Source organism: uncultured Azohydromonas sp. (genome assembly GCF_937926365.1).
Classification (GTDB): domain Bacteria; phylum Pseudomonadota; class Gammaproteobacteria; order Burkholderiales; family Burkholderiaceae_C; genus Azohydromonas.
This window is the reverse complement of sequence record NZ_CALAOH010000098.1, coordinates 1-16644: the sequence shown is the minus strand read 5'-3', so window position 1 is coordinate 16644 and position 16644 is coordinate 1. Positions and strand designations below refer to the sequence as shown.

Annotated in this window: 17 protein-coding genes; 7 read left to right on the top strand and 10 right to left on the bottom strand. The window is 71.3% G+C overall.

What is annotated here, in order from left to right:
• The first annotated feature begins 62 nt into the window (after positions 1-62).
• From Q0741_RS10295 to Q0741_RS10265, 7 genes are all read left to right on the top strand, one after another.
• On the top strand, positions 63-1106 hold the full coding sequence (locus tag Q0741_RS10295) for a LacI family DNA-binding transcriptional regulator (RefSeq protein ID WP_298233109.1): 1044 nt from the start codon (positions 63-65) through the stop codon (positions 1104-1106).
• A gap of 90 nt (positions 1107-1196) precedes the next feature.
• Positions 1197-1961 (top strand): TIM barrel protein, encoded by a 765-nt coding sequence (locus tag Q0741_RS10290; protein WP_298233108.1) that lies wholly within the window; start codon positions 1197-1199, stop codon positions 1959-1961.
• Positions 1958-2920, top strand: coding sequence for a sugar kinase (locus Q0741_RS10285; RefSeq protein WP_298233107.1), 963 nt, complete (start codon positions 1958-1960; stop codon positions 2918-2920). The genes Q0741_RS10290 and Q0741_RS10285 overlap by 4 nt, the downstream gene beginning before the upstream one ends.
• Positions 2917-3888 (top strand): D-glycerate dehydrogenase, encoded by a 972-nt coding sequence (locus Q0741_RS10280; RefSeq protein ID WP_298233106.1) that lies wholly within the window; start codon positions 2917-2919, stop codon positions 3886-3888. Before Q0741_RS10285 ends, Q0741_RS10280 begins: the two co-directional genes overlap by 4 nt.
• A gap of 15 nt (positions 3889-3903) precedes the next feature.
• Positions 3904-4719: a shikimate dehydrogenase gene (gene aroE, locus Q0741_RS10275; RefSeq protein ID WP_298233105.1), complete on the top strand. Its 816-nt coding sequence runs from the start codon at positions 3904-3906 to the stop codon at positions 4717-4719.
• A gap of 80 nt (positions 4720-4799) precedes the next feature.
• Positions 4800-5834, top strand: a complete 1035-nt coding sequence (locus Q0741_RS10270; RefSeq protein ID WP_298233104.1) for a TRAP transporter substrate-binding protein — start codon at positions 4800-4802, stop codon at positions 5832-5834.
• A gap of 130 nt (positions 5835-5964) precedes the next feature.
• Positions 5965-7077 (top strand): VPLPA-CTERM sorting domain-containing protein, encoded by a 1113-nt coding sequence (locus Q0741_RS10265; protein WP_298233103.1) that lies wholly within the window; start codon positions 5965-5967, stop codon positions 7075-7077.
• Positions 7078-7080: 3 nt separating this feature from the next.
• On the opposite strand, the gene Q0741_RS10260 is transcribed toward Q0741_RS10265, so the two are convergent.
• The 10 genes from Q0741_RS10260 to Q0741_RS10215 all read right to left on the bottom strand — a co-directional run bounded on the left by Q0741_RS10260 (position 7081) and on the right by Q0741_RS10215 (position 16411).
• The gene (locus tag Q0741_RS10260; protein ID WP_298233102.1) at positions 7081-7332 is read right to left on the bottom strand and encodes a hypothetical protein; all 252 of its coding nucleotides are present in this window, start codon (positions 7330-7332) and stop codon (positions 7081-7083) included.
• A gap of 4 nt (positions 7333-7336) precedes the next feature.
• Positions 7337-9220 carry a ferrous iron transport protein B gene (gene feoB / locus Q0741_RS10255; protein ID WP_298233101.1) on the bottom strand — a complete coding sequence of 628 codons (1884 nt, stop codon included), beginning with the start codon at positions 9218-9220 and terminating at the stop codon, positions 7337-7339.
• 16 nt (positions 9221-9236) lie between these two features.
• Positions 9237-9479: a FeoA family protein gene (locus Q0741_RS10250; RefSeq protein WP_029000242.1), complete on the bottom strand. Its 243-nt coding sequence runs from the start codon at positions 9477-9479 to the stop codon at positions 9237-9239.
• 53 nt (positions 9480-9532) lie between these two features.
• Positions 9533-10054, bottom strand: a complete 522-nt coding sequence (locus Q0741_RS10245) for a hypothetical protein (protein WP_298233100.1) — start codon at positions 10052-10054, stop codon at positions 9533-9535.
• Between the two features lie 71 nt (positions 10055-10125).
• Positions 10126-10815: an FAD:protein FMN transferase gene (locus Q0741_RS10240; RefSeq protein ID WP_298233099.1), complete on the bottom strand. Its 690-nt coding sequence runs from the start codon at positions 10813-10815 to the stop codon at positions 10126-10128.
• Between the two features lie 362 nt (positions 10816-11177).
• A complete protein-coding gene (locus tag Q0741_RS10235) occupies positions 11178-11717 on the bottom strand; it encodes an FMN-binding protein (protein ID WP_298233098.1) in 540 nt (179 codons plus the stop codon).
• Between the two features lie 2 nt (positions 11718-11719).
• Positions 11720-13057, bottom strand: coding sequence for a porin (locus tag Q0741_RS10230; protein WP_298233097.1), 1338 nt, complete (start codon positions 13055-13057; stop codon positions 11720-11722).
• A gap of 44 nt (positions 13058-13101) precedes the next feature.
• Complete coding sequence (locus Q0741_RS10225) at positions 13102-14298, bottom strand: cytochrome c peroxidase (RefSeq protein WP_298233096.1); 1197 nt, start codon at positions 14296-14298, stop codon at positions 13102-13104.
• A 218-nt stretch (positions 14299-14516) separates the two neighbouring features.
• Positions 14517-15377, bottom strand: a complete 861-nt coding sequence (nadC, locus tag Q0741_RS10220; RefSeq protein WP_298233095.1) for a carboxylating nicotinate-nucleotide diphosphorylase — start codon at positions 15375-15377, stop codon at positions 14517-14519.
• A 95-nt stretch (positions 15378-15472) separates the two neighbouring features.
• The gene (locus tag Q0741_RS10215) at positions 15473-16411 is read right to left on the bottom strand and encodes a LysR family transcriptional regulator (protein WP_298233094.1); all 939 of its coding nucleotides are present in this window, start codon (positions 16409-16411) and stop codon (positions 15473-15475) included.
• Positions 16412-16644: the final 233 nt, after the last annotated feature.

The following is a 16644-nucleotide window of genomic DNA, read 5'->3' as shown; positions in this document are numbered from 1 at the left end:
CGGCTGTCTTCACCGGCAAATCCCTGAAACCGGTTTCTCGCGCCAGGCCCTACAGTTCTGGCATGCGCAGCTCTTCTCCCTCTCCCACTCCTTCCCGCATCACCATCGACGACGTTGCCCGCGAGGCCGGCGTGTCCAAAGCCACCGTCTCGCGCGTGCTGAATCGCCGCGGCGAGCTGATGAGCGCGGAGCTGGCGGCGCGGGTGCAGGAGGCCATCGCCCGGCTGGGCTACGCGCCCAGTCCCATGGCGCAGGCGCTCAAGCGCGGGCGCTCGCGGCTCATCGGACTGGTGGTGGCCGACGTCGCCAACCCCTTCTCGGTGGCGGTGCTGCAAGGCGCGGAAAAGGTCTGCCGCGCCGCCGGCTACATGCTCATGCTCTTCAACCTCGGCAACGAGGAAACGCGCGAGCGCGAGGCCATCGCCGCGCTGGCTTCCTACCAGGTGGAGGGCTTCATCCTCCACACCCTGGGCCGCGAGCGGCAGGTGCTGGACGACGCGCTGCAGCGGGGCAAGCCCATCGTGCTGGTGGACCGCGCCCTGGACGCGCCGCTGGACCTGGTCGGCCTGGACAACGCCCAGGCCGTGCCATTGGCCCTGGAGCACCTGTTGCAGCAGGGCTGGAACGAACTGCTCTTCGTCACCGAGCCGATCCAGCAGGCCAGCTCGCGCGCGGAACGGCACGAGGCTTTCCACGCCTTCGTGCAGGCGCACGCGGCGCAGTGCCGCGGCAGCGGCGTGGAAGTCCCGCCCGGCGACGACGCCGCGCTGGACGCCGCCCTGCGCGGCCTGCTGCAGCGCGCCGGCCCCCAGGGCCGCCCCGCCGTGCTGGCGGTCAACGCCGTGGTGGGCCTGCGCGTGGCCGCCGCCGCCCGGCGCCTGGGCTGCACGCTCGGCCGCGAGCTGGGCCTGGTGAGCTTCGACGAAACCGATTGGGCGCCGCTGGTGGGCCCCGGCCTCACCACCCTCGCGCAACCCACCGACGACATCGGCCAGCAGGCCGCGCGCTGCCTCATCGAGCGCCTGGAAGGCCAGAGCCCCGAGCCGCGCCGCTTCCGCCTCCCCGCCCGGCTCATCGTGCGCGGCTCCTCACAGGCCGGCGCCTGAACCCTCTGTTTCCAGCACCTCCGGGTTAGCCCGTATACGACTCTGAAACCGGTTTCATAAAATCCTCTGAAACCGGTTTCGGAGCCGAGCATGTTTTCTCCTTCCATCCTGATTTCCCTGTCCGCCTTCGGTGCGGACGACGTGCGCCGCCTGGGGCAGCGCCGCTTTGCCGAGTTGGCGGCGGAGGCCGGTGCCGATGGGTTCGAGGTGCGCGGCGAGCTGCTGGACAACCCGGCCGCCGAGCTGCCGGCGCTGGCCTCGCTGGCCCAGGCGCACGGCTTGTTGCGGGTCTTTTCCAGCCCCGAAGGCCTGTGGCGCATGGACGGCGCCCTGGACCTGCCGGCGCTGGAGCGCGCGCTGGAGCACACCGCGCTGCTGGGCGCGCCGAAGCTGAAGATGTCCATCGGCGGCTACGCGGGGCCGCAGGGCCTGCCGTTCCTGGCACGGCGCCTGGCCGAGACGCCCGTCGAGTTGCTGATCGAGAACGACCAGACCGAATGCGCCGGCACCCTGCCCGCGCTGCGGCGCTTCTTCGCCGATGTGCAGGCGGCCGGCCTGCACCTGCCCATGACCTTCGACATGGGCAACTGGCATTGGCAGGGCGAGGACCCGCTGTTGGCCGCGCAGGCCTTGGCCGCGGGCGTGGGCTACGTGCACTGCAAGGGCGTGCAGCGCCTGCCGGCCAAGTGGGTGGCGGTGCCGCTGGCGGAGTCGGCCGCCCCGTGGCGCGCTGTGCTGCGCACGCTGCCTGCTGGTGCTCCACGCGCCATCGAGTACCCGCTGCAGGGTGAAGACCTGGTGGGCGTCACGCGCGCCGAGGTCGCCCTGCTGCGCCGCCTGGAGACACAGCGATGAAGCACCCCACCCCCGAGGACCGCCTGGACGTCGTCACCCTGGGCGAGGCCATGCTGATGCTGGTGGCCGACGAGGCCGGCCCGCTGGAGGCGGTGCAGCACTTCCACAAGCGCACCGCCGGCGCGGAGACCAACGTGGCCATCGGCCTGTCGCGGCTGGGCCTGCGCGTCGGCTGGGGCAGCCGGCTGGGCGCCGACTCCATGGGCCGCTACCTGCTCAACGAGATGCGGCGCGAGGGCATCGACTGCTCGCGCGTGGAGGTGGCGGCGGGCGAGCGCAGCGGCTTCCAGTTCAAGGGCCGCGTGGACGACGGCAGCGACCCGCCAGTGGAGTACCACCGCGCCGGCTCCGCCGCCAGCCGCATGGAGCTGCGCCACCTGGACGAGGACTGGCTGCGCGGCGCGCGCCAGCTGCACGTCACGGGCGTCTTTCCCGCGCTGTCGGCCAGCACGCTGGCGGTGACGCGGCGCGCCATCGAGGTCATGCGCGCGGCCGGCCGGCGCCTGTCCTTCGACCCCAACCTGCGCCCCACCCTGTGGGCCTCGCAGGCGCTGATGCGCGACACGCTCAACAGCCTGGCGGTGCAGTGCGAGCTGGTGCTGCCCGGCATCGAGGAGGGTTACGTGCTCACCGGCAGCCGCGACCCGCTGGCCATCGCGCGCTTCTACCGCGAGCGGGGCGTGCGCACCGTCATCGTCAAGCTCGGCCCGGAGGGCGCGTACTACGACGACGAGGCCGAGGGCACCGGCCAGGTGCCGGCCTTCCCCGTCGCGAAGGTGGTGGACACCGTGGGCGCGGGCGACGGCTTTGCCGTGGGCGTGGTGAGCGCCCTGCTCGAAGGCCGCGGCGTGGCCGAGGCCGCGCGCCGCGGCGCCTGGATCGGCGCGCGCGCCGTGCAGGTCACGGGCGACACCGAAGGACTGCCCACCCGGGCCCAACTGCAGGAGGCCGGACTGTGAGCCGCAAGAACGTCGTCGTCTTCCGCACGCTGCCGCCGGATCTGCTGGCACGCATCACCGAGCGCCACGACGTCGTCGTGGCCGATCCGCGCCGCGCCGAGGAGCGGGAGCGGTTCCTGGCCGCGCTGTCGCAGGCGCAGGGCCTCATCGGCTCCAGCTTCGCGCTGGACGCCCAGACGCTGGAGCGCGCGCCGGCGCTGGAGGTGATCTCCAGCATCTCCGTGGGCGTGGACAACTACGACCTGCCCTACCTGGAGCGGCGCGGCATCGCGCTGTGCAACACGCCGGGCGTGCTGACCGAGACCACGGCCGACACGCTGTTCGCGCTCATCCTGTGCGCCAGCCGCCGCCTGGTGGAGCTGTCCAACCACGTGCGCGAGGGCCGCTGGACGCGCAACATCGGCGAGGACCTGTTCGGCTGGGACGTGCACGGCAAGACGCTGGGCATCCTGGGCTTCGGGCGCATCGGCCAGGCGCTGGCGCGCCGCGCCGCGCTGGGCTTCGGCATGCCGGTGCTCTACCACGACCCCTTCGAGGTGCGCGTGCCGGAACTGTCCGGGCTGGTGACGCGGCTGCCCATGGACGAGGTGCTGCGGCGCGCCGACATCGTGGCGCTGACGCTGCCGCTGTCGGAGGCCACGCGCGGCCTGATGGGCGCGCGCGAGTTCGGCCTGATGAAGCCCGGCGCCATCTTCGTCAACGGCGCCCGCGGCGGCCTGGTGCAGGAGGACGCGCTGCTGCACGCGCTGGACCAGGGCCCCTTGCGCGCCGCGGCGCTGGACGTGTTCGCCACCGAGCCGCTGCCGCTGGAGTCGCCGTTGCGCACGCACCCGCGCGTGACGCCGCTGCCGCACATCGGCTCGGCCACGCACGAGACGCGCCGCGCCATGGCCGAGCTCGCCACCGAAAACCTGCTGGCGGTGCTGGACGGCGAGCAGCCGCACTGCGCCGTCCTGCCCCGCCGCTGAAAGGACTTGCCACCGATGCCACGCTCCATTCCCACCCTGTGCGGGTCCATCATGGGCTCGCCCTTCACCTTCAACGTCAAGGTGCACAACGCCGCCTATGCGGCGCTGGGCCTGGACTACACCTTCGTCTGCTTCGGCGTGGAGGACGTGCCCGGCGCCATCGCCGCCATCCGCACGCTGGGCATCCGCGGCATGAACGTGTCCATGCCGCACAAGCAGGCCGTCATCCCGCACCTGGACGCGCTGGACGAGACCGCGCGCGCCATCGGCGCGGTCAACACCATCAACCACGTGGACGGCAAGCTCACCGGCTACAACACCGACTGCATCGGCGCGGTGCGGGCGCTGGAGGAGATCACCACGCTGCCGGACAAGCGCGTCGCGCTGCTGGGCGCGGGCGGCGCGGCGCGCGCCATCGCCTACGGGCTGCGCGAGGCCGGTGCGCGCGTGACGGTGTTCAACCGCACGGCGTCCAAGGCCGAGGCTTTGGCGCGCGACTTCGGCCTGGAGTGCGGCGGCACGCTGGAGGAATTCAAGGCCGAGCGCTTCGACGGCGTGGTCAACGCCACCGCGGCGGGCTTCAAGGCGCCGGACGTCAACCCCATCGCCGGCCAGCTCGCGCCGCACCTGTTCGTGATGGACGCGGCCTTCATTCCCGTGCGCAGCCGGCTCATCCGCGATGCCGAGGCGCTGGGCTGCCGCACCTCGGACGGCACCCGGATGATGCTGCACCAGGCCCGCGGCCAGGTCGAGCTCTACACCGGCGGCCGCCAGGCGCCGCTGGAGGCCATGAGCGCCGCGCTGCTGGCGGAGATCGAGCGCGTGGGCTGACGCCGCCGCGCGCAACGCAACCCCTTCACTTCATTCCTTGTGCCGGCCCCAAGGCGCCGGCATGCAAGCAGGAGACAAGCATGAGCATCAACACCTTCAAGCGCGCCGTCGTCGCCGGCGCCATCGGCACCCTCTTCCTCGGCGTCGCCGCCACCGGCGCGCTGGCCGCCGACATCAAGGAACGCTCGATCAAGCTGCCGATCGTCAACCAGCTCGACCACCCGCAGGGCCTGGGCGCCAAGAAGTTCGCCGACGTGGTGAGCGCCAAGAGCGGCGGGAAGCTGAAGGTCAAGATCTTCCCCGGCGGCACGCTGGGCGGTGAGCAGCAGGTGGCCTCGGCCATGCAGGGCGGCACGGTGGAAGCCTCGATGATGTCGCCGGCGCAACTGGTGGGCATGATCAAGGAGTTCGTGCTGCTGGACTTCCCCTTCGCCTTCGCCAACGAGCGCGAGGCCGATTTCGTGCTCGACGGCCCGGTGGGCAAGAAGCTGCTGGACAAGATGCCCGAGAAGGGGCTGGTGGGCCTGGTCTACATGGAACAGGGCTACCGCAGCATCACCAACAGCAAGCGGCCCATCCAGAAGATGGAAGACATCCAGGGCCTGAAGATCCGCACCATCCTCAATCCGCTCTACATCGACATGCTCAACACGCTGGGCGCCAACGCCGTGCCCATGCCCTTCCCCGAGCTCTACACCGCGATGGAGTCCAAGGCCGTGGACGGGCAGGAGAACCCGTACAGCACGGCGGAGGCCTCCAAGTTCTACGAGGTGCAGAAGTACATGAGCAACACCCGGCACATCTACAACCCGCAGATGCTGCTGGTGAGCAAGAAGTTCTGGGACGGCCTCTCGGCCGACGAGAAGAAGATCATCCAGGACGCGGCGGTGGAGGCGCGCGACTACCAGCGCAAGGTGGCGCGCGAGATGGACCAGAAGTCGCGCCAGGAGCTGATCAAGCACGGCATGCAGATCAACGACATCGCCCCGGCCGAGCTGCAGCGCATGCGTGACAAGGTCAAGCCGGTGGTGGACAAGTACGCCGCGCAGGTGGGCCAGCCGCTGGTCAAGGAGTTCCAGGCCGAGCTGGAGAAGGCGCGCGTGGCGGCCAAGTAACAAAGCTGCATTTGCTCACGCCGCATGACAACGCGGTAAGAGCCTGCTCTGAAACGCACGGCGGCCTTGATGGCCGCCGTGCGCGTTTTCTAGGCTGCGCGCCTCTCTTGTTCCTTGTCGGAGGCGCAGCATGCAGATGCTTCTCAGGACCGTGGCGGCGCTGGTCGCCGCCGCCACCCTCGCCCCTCTGGCCCTGGCCGGTGACGACGAGATCGTCACGCCGCCGCCGCGCTACCGCGTCCAGGCCCTGGGGGTGCTGACGGGCGACGGCTACAGCGAGGCCACCGCGATCAGCGAGAACGGCACGGTGGTGGGCTGGTCCGCACGCGGCAGCTACTACGAAGGGACGCGCCAGGCCTTCATCTACCGCGACGGCCACATGCAGGCGCTCGGCAGCCTGGGCGGCAGCTACACGGAGGCACTGGGCGTCAACGACCGGGGCGACGTGATCGGCGAGAGCCGCGATGCCCGGGGACGCCTGCGCCCCTTCCTCTGGCAGGACGGCCGCATGCAGGACCTGGCCGCGTCGCTGGGCGCGGGCGAAGGCCGTGCCCTGGGCCTCAATGCCGCCGGGCAGGTGGTGGGCGAGTTCGACCGCCGCCCCTTCCTACATGACGCCTCGGGCAGCCGCTACCTGGACATCGGCAGCCCCCAGGGCCTGGCCACGGCCATCAACGACCACGGCGTGATCACGGGCGGGACGACCTGGGGCCAGGGTTACACCTTCCTGTACCAGGACGGCCGCGCCACGCTGCTGCCCAGTCCGGAACCTTATGAGTGGGCCGACTACTACGGCCAGGACATCAACAACGCCGGCCAGGTGCTGGTCAACCGGCCCTGGACCTACGACCACATCGCGGGCGCCTACATCTACACCGACGGCAAGTACCAGAGCACGTACTTCGGCAACAGCGGCGCCTGGGACATGAATGGCCGCGGCTGGGTGGTGGGCTCGGTGTCCACCTTCGATCCGGAGTGGGGCGACTACTTCTGGGAGCCCGCGCTGCACCGCGACGGCGGCACCTACACCCTGAGCGAGCTGCTGCGGCCCGCGGATGCCGCCCGCTGGGAGCTGAGCGAAGCCCGCGGCATCAACGACGCCGGCGTGATCGTGGGCAGCGGCTGGTTCAACGGCCGCTACCAGGCCTACATCGCCACGCCCGTGCCCGAACCGGCGGGTGCGGTGTTGCTGCTGGCGGGGCTGGGCGTGGTCGGAGCCGTGGCGCGCAGGCAGCGCGCCTGAGCCTCAATGGCGGCGCTTCAGGTGCAGCTGGACCGGCTTCGCCTCGGCCTGCGCACCTTTCGCCGGCGCCGGCCCGCAGCTGTTGCACCCGCCGCAGCCGCCACCGGCCGGCGCCACGCGCCGGGCCAGCCCCGGCCAGTGGCGCTGGAGAGGGCCCAGCAGCCCGCGCTTGAGCGCTGCCGGCATCAGCACCCAGACCGCATAGACCAAGGCCCAGGCCACCAGCAGCCCGACGATCAGCGTTTGCACCGTCATTTCTTCAACCTCCTCCCAGCGCCAGCGACACGCGGTAGGTGATGAAGGCCGCCAGGTAGGCCAGCCCGAACAGGTACACGGCCATGGCGATGGGATAGCGCCAGGCATTGGTCTCGCGCTTGACCGCGGCCAGCGTCGAGATGCACTGCGGCGCGAACACGAACCACGCCAGCAGCGAGAAGCAGGTGGCCAGCGGCCACTGCTGCGCGATCAGCGGCGCCAGCGCCTGGTCCACCCCGTCGCCCGAGAGCGCGTACACCGTGCCCAGCGCGCTGACCACCACCTCGCGCGCGGCCATGCCCGGCACCAGCGCGATGGAGATCTGCCAGTTGAAGCCCAGCGGCGAGAACACCACTTCCAGCAGCCGCCCCAGGCGCCCGGCGAAGCTGTACTCGATGGCCGTGCCGCTCCAGTCCGCCGGCGCCGCCGGGTAGCTGGAGAGGAACCACAGCAGCACCGTCAGCGCGAAGATGATCGTGCCCACCCGGCGCAGGAAGATGCGCGCGCGCTCCCACAAACCCAAACCCACGTTGCGCAGGCCCGGCACGCGGTACGGCGGCAGCTCCAGCATCAGCGGCTGGTAGCGGCTGCGGTGCCACACGCGCTTGAACACCCAGGCCACCGCCATCGCCGAAACCACGCCCGCCACGTAGAGCGCGAACAGCGTCAGGCCCTGCAGGTTGAACGGGCCCACCGAGCGCTCCGGGATGAAGGCGCCGATGAGCAGCGCGTACACCGGCAGCCGCGCCGAGCAGGTCATCAGCGGCGCAACCATGATCGTGGCCAGCCGGTCGCGCCAGTGCGTGATGGTGCGCGTGGCCATCACCCCCGGCACCGCGCAGGCGAAGCTGGAGAGCAGCGGGATGAAGGCGCGGCCCGACAGGCCCACGCGGCCCATCAGGTTGTCCAGCAGGAAGGCCGCGCGCGGCAGGTAGCCCGAGTCCTCCAGCAGCAGGATGAAGAGGAACAGGATCAGGATCTGCGGCAGGAACACCAGCACCCCACCGGCGCCGGCAATGGCGCCGTCCACCAGCAGGCTGCGCAGCGGGCCCTCGGCCATGTGCCCGGTGGTCCACTCGCCCAGCGCCGCGAAACCGGCCTCGATCGCGTCCATGGGCACGCTGGCCCAGGAGAACACGGCCTGGAACACGATGAACAGCAGCGCCGCCAGGATCACCAGGCCCCACACCGGATGCATCACCCAGGCGTCGAGCTTGTAGTGGAAGCGCTGGGCCTTGAGCGCGCCGGGCGCGGCCACCGCCAGGATGCGGCGCACCTCCTGCTGCAGCGTGTGGCTGTCGGGCAGCGACAGCAGGTGCGGCGCATTGAGCGCGGGATCGGGCGGATCGGACTGCAGGTGTTTCACCAGCTGGTCCATCAGCGCCTTGTGACCGTCGCCCTTGACCGCGATCGTCTCCACCACCGGCATGCCCAGCTCGGCGGAGAGCTTGGCCACGTCCACCGTCAGGCCGCGGGCGCGCGCCACGTCGGCCATGTTGAGCGCCAGCATCATCGGCCGGCCCAGGCTCTTGAGCTCCAGCACCAGGCGCAGGTTCATGCGCAGGTTGGTGGTGTCCACCACGGCCACGATGTAGTCCGGCACCGCCTCGCCCACGCGCTGCCCTTGCAGCACCTGCAGCGTCACCTCCTCGTCGGGCGTGGCCGGGCGCAGGCTGTACGCGCCGGGCAGGTCGATCACCTGCACGCCATGGCCGCCGGGCAGCCGGGCCATGCCCAGCTTGCGCTCCACGGTCACGCCGGCGTAGTTGGCGACCTTCTGCCGCGCGCCGGTGAGCAGGTTGAACAGCGCGGTCTTGCCGCAGTTGGGGTTGCCCACCAGCGCCACGCTGGGCAGCGCGACGGGGGACGGCAGATCGGCGGCGCTCATCGACGTTCGGGCCTTTTCAGTCGGGAATCACTTCGATGGAGCGCGCCTCGGCCAGGCGCAGCGCGAACATCGTCTGCCCCACCGTCACGGCAATGGGCTCGCGCCCGCCCGGACCGCGGCGCAGCACCTGCACCGGCTCGCCGGGCAGAAAGCCCAGCTCGCCCAGCCGGCGCAGCGCCGCGGCGTCCAGCGGAGGGGCTTCGGGCAGCACGCGCTGCACGGTGGCGCTGGCGCCGTTGGGCAGGTCGGAAAGCAGCATCGGCTCGCGGGGCGGATTGCCTAAATGAGAGTTTGTCTCATTATCACCCGCGACTAACGAACCGTATCTGCTGCGGATTTGCGAGAACGCAAAAGCCGGCGTCGCGCGTGCCATCCGCCGGTGGCGGCCAGCGCCGCGCCCAGGCCGGCATGGGCCCAGCCCAGGGGCCCGCGCCAGTCCTCGGGCGCGAAGTAATAGAGCAGGTAGGCACTGAGCACGGTCAGCGCCAGCAGGGTACACAGCACCAGGCCGCTGCGGCGCTGCGTGCCCAGCCGCGCCGACACGCGCCAGCCCGCGCCCACGTGCGCGCCGGCGATGCCGCCGCCGGCGAACAGCGCGGCGAAGGCGCCCAGGCCGTGCAGCCGCATCAGCCAGGGCTCCGTCGGATGCGGCAGCTCCCCGGCGCCCGCGCCCAGCAGGTAATGCACCGCCAGCCAGGTGCCACCGCTGCTCAGCAGCAGCACCGCCGTGCCCAGCAGCAGCGCGCGCTGCCAGGCAGCGACCGTCAGCGCCGGTCCCGGGGCTGCGGCGCCATGGCGCACGGCCAGGTGCTTGGCGACGGCCAGGTCGATCACGCCGCCCGCGCCGGCGACGTGCGGCGGCCTGGACGCCGACTGGCGCGGCCCTGCTGCCGGTGCGTTTCTCTTCAGGGGTTCGGATGGACCCATGCCTGTGCTCCCAGGCGCCGCAGCAGCGGCGGCACCGCGTCGATGTCCAGCGCCACCAGCTTGGTCAGCGCATCGGCCCACAGGGCGCGCGGCGCCGCCACGCTGACATGGCAAAGCCCGCCATTCTCCCTGGCGCCGAACAGCCGGCTGCGGCTGCCGGGGCCGTAGTGGCTGGTTGCGAAGGCACCTTCGTGCAGAAATCCCAGCTCGCGCACGCCGCCCTGCCCTTCGTCGCGCAGCCGCAGCGGCAGCTGCACCGCGCCGAAGGCGCGCAGGTCGCCGCCGGCGTTGACCCAGCCGGCGCGCGCGCCCGCGCGCCGCAGCGCCGCCACGGCGCGGTCCACCGCGTGGCCCTTGGCCAGGCCGCCCAGGTCCAGCCGGGTGGCGGCGTCGAGTTTCCACAGCCGGCCGCCTTCGCAGCGCCAGCGGCCGCTGCCCAGGGCGACGTCGAAGGCGCCGCCGGTGAGGGTGTGCAGCGCCTGCGCGGCGCGCAGCGCACGCGCGCCGGCCGGGTGCAGCGCCAGCGACTGGCCGGCGGACAACCGCTCGAAGCGGCCCAGGTCGCTGCCGGGCTCGAAACGCGAGAGCGCGGCCTGCACTTGCTCGATGGCGCTGAAGGCGTCTTCCAGCGCGGAGGGCGGCGCGGCGGCCTCGGCGGCCACTTCCACCAGGGTGCCCAGGAGCGGGCGGGCGCGGCGGTGCCAGGAGGGGGAGGCGGAAGTTGTGCCCGGAACGCACCCGCCGCCCTGCTCCGACGGGAGCACAGGGTTGGGCACGGCGGGACTTGGCATCACGCGAGGGAGAGCGGTTCGCCCCCTACTTCGTCATCCCCGCGCAGGCGGGGACCCAGGCGGTCCCACGTCAGCACGCCAGAGGCGACGCAGGCATCAAGACGCCAACAAAACCTTCGCTCGCCATCCAGTTTGCTTCGGCCAGCTTGGGGACCGCCTGGGTTCCCGCCTTCGCGGGAATGACGTGGTGGTGTGCGTGCCATGTCAACTTGCGGCCAGCGATTGCCCCCAACCCCGCCTCACAGCCCCCCGCCCTTCCTTCCCATTTCCACCACCGCCACGATGCGCCGCACGCCCTCGGTGACGTGGCTGCAGCTCAGCGTGGCGCCGCTGATGTTGGCGATGTCCTCGCCCACGCGCAGCGGGGCCGCGGCCGTCTTGCCCACGAACTGCCTGCGCCACGCCGGCAGCCGGATCTCGTGCCCGTGGCTCTCGCGGTAGGACAGGATTTCAACTTGCTTCACCGACCCGTCCGCCGCCAGGCCAACGGCATAGCCGATGAGCTCGAACTTGCCGATCACGGCGTCCGCCACCACGTAGCCCAGCACCTGCGTGCCGCGCAACGCGGCCCGCACGCTCCACTGCGCGGAGCGCGGCGCCACGCCGCGGGCGGCGAGCTGCTGCATCTGCGCGGCGTCCAGCGCCAGCGCGCGCGCCTCGAAGCGCTCGGCGTCCGGAAACATCAGCTTCGCGGCCTGCTCCGCCGTCATGTACTCCACGGCGAAGGCGCCCGCCGGCGCCAGCGCCAGCGGGACGGCGAGCGTGGTCAGGACTCGCACGATCAGAAACTCCAGCCCAGGCCGAGGTCGAAGCGATCCAGGTCCTTGTTCTGCTTGAACTTCTGGTAGTCGGCCTTGAGCACCACGCCGGAGCCGATGTCGAAGTTGGTGCCGGCCGTGAGCACGCGCTCGGTGGGCAGGCCGTCGGGCGTGCCGATGGGCCCCAGGCCGTCGGCATAGCGGCGCGCGACGTTGAAGCGCTCCACGCGCACGAAGGGCTTGAGCTTGTAGCTGCCGCTTTCCCACAGCTTGTAGGCCGCCTGCACGTAGCCGCCGTCGAAGCTGCGCGGGATGGGCGCGTCGGAGCCCACGATGCCGAACTCGTTGTTGAGCGCGGCGCTGTTGCTGATGCTGCCGCGGGCGACCACGGCGGCCAGGTCCCAGCGGCCCGGCGTCCAGCGCGCGTGCAGGTCCCACAGCGTCACGCGCGACTTGTTCACGCTGATGCCGTGCGAGGCGCCGCCGCTGAACACGCCGCCGCCCACCAGCAGCCCCGGGATGCCGCGCCAGTTCAGCGCGCCGAACAGCGACAGGTCGCGCGAGCGCGCGAGTTGCATCTCCTGGTGGATGGCGCCCAGCGGCGACTCGCGGCCTTCGGCCGGGTCCCACTTGTTGACGTTGAAACCGGTAGCCACGCCGGCCTGCAGCGTCAGGCCGTTGTCGAAGCTGCCCACGGCCTGCACCCCGCCCTCGCGCCAGGTGCTGGGAATGATGGCCGTCTCGACAAAGTTGCGTTCCACGCCGTAGTAGGCGTTGGGCTCGTGGTTCTCGTTGATCAGGCCCATGGGCACCAGGAACAGGCCCGCGCGGGCGGCCCAGGCGGGCGAGAACTGGTGCTCGACGTAGGCCTGCTCCAGCGCCACCTCGCCGTCGTCGCCGCTGCTGGCGACGGCGTGCTCCACCTCCAGCTCCGTCACGACCTTGGTGCGGTCGTCGAAGCGGTGCTGGATGCCCAGGACGGCGCGGCGCAGATCGGCCTGGGCGTCCCGGGACGAGTTCTTCGGGCGGTTGTAGTTGATCTCGCCGTAGCCGCCGATCACGGTGGCGCTGCCCGCGGACACGCTGTAGCGGGCACTGCCCGATGCGTCCGCAACAGGCGCGGCCTGGGCGGCGGGCACGGCCTGAGCGGCGGGCGCGGCCTGGGCGACAGGCGCGGCGGCAGTTGCGCGCTGCTGCTGCAGCGTCGCGAGCTCGGCCTTGACGGCGGCGAGCTCGGCGGCGAGCTGGTCCAGGCGCTGCATCAGCGCGGCCTCGCCAGTGCTCTGGGCGTGGGCCAGGCCACAGCCCAGCAGCAGCGCGGCCGCCAGCGGCCGCAGGGCGAAACGGGGATCGACTTTCATGGGTGGACTTTCTTCTGGAGGCCGGGAATCGATGGGCACGCTCGTCAGGGCGCGACGTAGCCGTCGGTGAGCGTCTTGAGGAAGGCGATGAGGTCGTCGATCTCGGCCTCGGTCAGCGCCGGCGCGTCGCCGGCCTGGCGGTTGTAGGGCGCCTCGGTGCGGTTGACGTTGCGGCGGTACTTCTCGGGCAGGTCGTCGAAGCTCACGACGCTGCCGTCGGGCTGCGTGTACCAGCGCGCGGGGTCGGTGTCGCGCGTGACGTAGAAGGTCAGCGCTTCCTTGAGGTCGGTGAAGCGGCCGTTGTGGAAGAAACTGCCGCGCAGCGCCACGTTGCGCAGCGTGGGCACCTTGAAGGCGCCGCACAGGTCCCGGTTGCGGTCCTTGTCGAAGCCTGCCCGGTCGCACAGGCCCAGGTCATGGAAACCAGCAGGGTCCTCCTGCACCGGCTTGAGCTTCGGGTTGCGCGGCACGCCCAGCGCGTCGTAGCTGAAGTCGGTGAACAGCGGCAACGAGCCGTCGGCGCCCTTGGCCGACGGGTGGCAGGCGGCACAGTTGCCCTTGGCGGGCGAGTTGAACAGCACCAGCCCGCGCTGCTCCTGCGCCGTCAGCGTGGCCTTGCCGCGCAGGACCTCGTCGTACTTGCTGCTGAAGGGCGCGAACGCCGGGTCCTCCTGCTGGAAGGCCTGCAGCGCGAGCTTGAGGCGGTCGTAGGCGTCCTGCGGTCGGCTGAAGATGTCCTGGCCGAAGACCTGGCGGAACTCGGCCGCGTAGGACGCCTGGGCCAGCTTGGCGATCACGTCCTCGACGCTGTCGTTGGCCATCTCGTCCGGGTTCAGGAACGGGCCGCCGGCCTGGTCCTTGAGCGAGGCGGCGCGCCCGTCCCAGAAGAAGCCGCCGGTGGGCGTGCCGTCGTTGGCGAAGGCGAAGCTGGTGTTGAACTTCAGGTAGCGGATGGAGGGCGAGCTGCGGCCGCCCTGGTCCGGCAGCGTGTCCTTGCCGCCGGGCTGGCCGGCGTGGTCATCGGGCGCGCCATGCGCGCGCGCCGGGTCGTGGCAGCTCTGGCAGGACTGCCGGCCCGAGGCCGACAGCGTCCGGTCCACGAAGATCTTCGCGCCCAACTGCGCCTGCGCCGACAGCGCCGCCTCCGTCGCCGCCGTACCGGCATCGCTGCCGCCGCCGGAACCGCCACCACCACAACCCGCCAGCACCGCGGCGGCCAGCGCCGCGAGCACCTGTTTCATGAATCTGGACCGCATCACCTGACCCTCGGACGCCCCTCGCGCCCACGAATTCAAACGATAAGGATTCGCAATTGCATGAAACTTTCAGAACTGGTCGTGGCGCGACGGTGCTTTTGATGCGGCGCAAAGAACCATGAAAAAACCGGGACGGTGCGAAGCGCACACATCCCGGCCATGAAGAAAAAGCAGGCAGGGCCATCGGCTGATGGCCCTGTGCGTCAGCCCACCACCCGCATCGACAGGTCCACCGCCCGCACGTCCTTGGTGAGCTTGCCGCTGGAGATGCGGTCCACGCCGGTGGCGGCGATGCGGCGGATGGAGTCCAGGTCCACGCCGCCGGAGACCTCCAGCACCGCGCGCCCGGCGTTGAGCGCGCAAGCTTTTTCCATGTGCTCGAAGCTGAAGTCGTCCAGCAGCACGTTCCTCGCGCCCGCCTCCAGCGCCTGCCGCAGCTCGTCCAGGCTTTCCACCTCGATCTGCACGTCCACGCCGGCGTTGAGCGCGAAGGCGGCTTCCAGCGCGGGGCGGATGCCGCCGGCCGCGGCGATGTGGTTCTCCTTGATCAGGATGCCGTCCCACAGCGCCATGCGGTGGTTGTGGCCGCCGCCCACGCGCACGGCGTACTTCTGCGCCTGGCGCAGCCCGGGCAGCGTCTTGCGCGTGTCCAGCACCTTGCAGCCGCGCGGGTTGGGCGACAGGCCCTGGATGGCCTCCACGTACTGGCGCGTGACGGTGGCCACGGCCGAGAGCGTCTGCAGGAAGTTCAGCGCCGGGCGCTCGGCCGAGAGCAACGCGCGCGCGTCGGCCTCGATGCTCACCACCACCGTGCCGCGCTCCACGCGCTGCCCTTCCTGCGCCGTCCAGTCCAGCCGGGCCGCGGGGTCGAGTGCCTTGACGCAGGCGTCGAACCAGGGGCGGCCGGCAATCACCGCGCCTTCCTTGGCCGCGACCTGCGCCCGCACGCGCTGGCCCGCGGGCACGAGCTGCGCGGTCCAGTCGCAGCGGCCGATGTCTTCCATCAGCGCATCGCGCACGTTGCGCGCCAGCGCGGCTTCCAGGGTTTCGTTGCTGTCGAACATGATCTTCAAAAGCTCGGGAAGAAACCCGCCAGTGTCGCAGTTTCAAGAGCCGCGCCGCCCCGGGACAGGCGCGGCGTGCGGCCACCGAAGCCTGCTCAGGCGCCCACGCCGCCCGCCAGCCGCTGGCGCAGGTGATCAACGAGGCACTGCACCGCGCGCGGCACCTGCGGCGCATAGGGCCGCAGCGCGTAGATGCGCTCGCCGAAGAAGCCCACGGGCTGCCACTGCGGCAGCAGCGCCACCAGCGCACCCTCGCGCAGCGCGGCGGCGCAGGAGAAGTCCGGCAGCAGCCCGATGCCCACGCCTCCCAGCACCGCCTCGCGCAGCAACTCGCTGTTGTTCGCCTTGAAGGGCCCGGCCACCGGTACGCTGACGCGCTCGGCGCGCTTGCGCGGCAGCGCCCGCTCGAAGTCCCAGCGCTGGACGCCGCCGCCGCGCAGGTACGGCAGGCAGCGGTGCTGCGCCAGCTCCGAGGGGTGTTCGGGCGTGCCGTGCCGTGCCAGGTAGTCGCGGTGCGCCACCAGCCACGTGCGCGTCTCGCACAGCGCCCAGGCCACGTGTGTCTCGGGCGGCGCGTGGGTGTGGCGGATGGCGAGGTCGAAGCCCTCCTGCGCCAGGTTCACCAGGCGGTCGCTCAAGTCCAGCTCCAGCCGGATCTCCGGGTACGACGCCAGGAAGCCGGGCAGCAGCGGCCCGATCACCTGCCGCCCCAGCGCCACCGGCGCGCTCACGCGCACCAGGCCGCGCGGCTGCCCCACCAGGTCGCGCACGCCGTTGAAACCCTGCTCGATGCGGGCGAAGGCGCCTTCCACCTCGTCCACCAGCTGCTGCCCGGCCTCGGTCAGCGCCACCGAGCGCGAACTGCGCCGCACCAGCGGCACGCCCGCGGCGCGCTCCAGCTCGCTGATGCGCATGCTCGCCGAGGCCTTGGAGATGCCCAGCCGCCTCGCCGCCTGGGTGTAGCTGCGCGTGGTGGCCAGCACCGTGAGCAGGTGCAGGTCGGCCAGGACGGGGGACAGCAGGCGTTCGCTCATGGCGGCGATCGTTCAAATCGTTGAACGGTGAGGTCAGCAGGCTGCGATTGTGGCCGACGCGCCCGCTTCCTAGACTGGAGGACTGCACACAAACACCACGAGACCAACTCCATGGGCGCTTCCGAACGACTTCAAGAACTCACCGCCGCCACCGTCGGCCACTGGATCGGCGGCCGGGCCGTCACCGAGGGCGCTCAGCGCCAGGACGTGTTCAATCCCGCCACCGGCGCCGT

What these genes read in the sequence shown, in the direction of transcription:
- Q0741_RS10285 (WP_298233107.1), top strand. Translation starts at nt 1,958, where the DNA reads ATGAAGCACCCCACCCCCGAGGACCGCCTGGACGTCGTCACCCTGGGC.
- Q0741_RS10270 (WP_298233104.1), top strand. Translation starts at nt 4,800, where the DNA reads ATGAGCATCAACACCTTCAAGCGCGCCGTCGTCGCCGGCGCCATCGGC.
- aroE (WP_298233105.1), top strand. Translation starts at nt 3,904, where the DNA reads ATGCCACGCTCCATTCCCACCCTGTGCGGGTCCATCATGGGCTCGCCC.
- Q0741_RS10230 (WP_298233097.1), bottom strand. Translation starts at nt 13,057, where the DNA reads ATGAAAGTCGATCCCCGTTTCGCCCTGCGGCCGCTGGCGGCCGCGCTG.
- Q0741_RS10215 (WP_298233094.1), bottom strand. Translation starts at nt 16,411, where the DNA reads ATGAGCGAACGCCTGCTGTCCCCCGTCCTGGCCGACCTGCACCTGCTC.
- Q0741_RS10295 (WP_298233109.1), top strand. Translation starts at nt 63, where the DNA reads ATGCGCAGCTCTTCTCCCTCTCCCACTCCTTCCCGCATCACCATCGAC.
- feoB (WP_298233101.1), bottom strand. Translation starts at nt 9,220, where the DNA reads ATGAGCGCCGCCGATCTGCCGTCCCCCGTCGCGCTGCCCAGCGTGGCG.
- Q0741_RS10260 (WP_298233102.1), bottom strand. Translation starts at nt 7,332, where the DNA reads ATGACGGTGCAAACGCTGATCGTCGGGCTGCTGGTGGCCTGGGCCTTG.
- Q0741_RS10250 (WP_029000242.1), bottom strand. Translation starts at nt 9,479, where the DNA reads ATGCTGCTTTCCGACCTGCCCAACGGCGCCAGCGCCACCGTGCAGCGC.
- Q0741_RS10225 (WP_298233096.1), bottom strand. Translation starts at nt 14,298, where the DNA reads ATGAAACAGGTGCTCGCGGCGCTGGCCGCCGCGGTGCTGGCGGGTTGT.
- nadC (WP_298233095.1), bottom strand. Translation starts at nt 15,377, where the DNA reads ATGTTCGACAGCAACGAAACCCTGGAAGCCGCGCTGGCGCGCAACGTG.
- Q0741_RS10290 (WP_298233108.1), top strand. Translation starts at nt 1,197, where the DNA reads ATGTTTTCTCCTTCCATCCTGATTTCCCTGTCCGCCTTCGGTGCGGAC.
- Q0741_RS10265 (WP_298233103.1), top strand. Translation starts at nt 5,965, where the DNA reads ATGCAGATGCTTCTCAGGACCGTGGCGGCGCTGGTCGCCGCCGCCACC.